At 48.3% G+C, this 234-nt stretch carries 1 protein-coding gene; it reads right to left on the bottom strand.

All coding sequences use genetic code 11. The features are described 5' to 3' along the window. The coding region (locus HBA93_RS23690) for a hypothetical protein (RefSeq protein ID WP_221724841.1) at positions 1–234 on the bottom strand (234 nt) is incomplete at both ends.

Genomic DNA, 234 nt, shown 5'->3' with positions numbered 1-234 from the left:
CCAGCGCGCCACCAACTTTAACTTTGGTACCGATTTTCAGGTCTGTTGCAGCCTGAAAGACAGTTTTGCTGCCATTGGCCTGTGCTGTGAGATCAACCGTATTGATCTCAAAACTACCCGCACGGATTGTCTGGGCTTTGACCACACCATCAACAACCGGCACATTGAACAAGTCTGCCAGTGTTGCATCAATCGCAGCCTGACCAATGACATTGTCTTCAACTTTAAGATTGC

The organism is Ochrobactrum sp. SFR4, assembly GCF_019730395.1.
In the GTDB taxonomy this organism is placed as follows: Bacteria; Pseudomonadota; Alphaproteobacteria; order Rhizobiales; family Rhizobiaceae; genus Pseudochrobactrum.
Note: the sequence above shows the minus strand (reverse complement) of the source record. Positions and strands in the feature narration are given on the sequence as shown.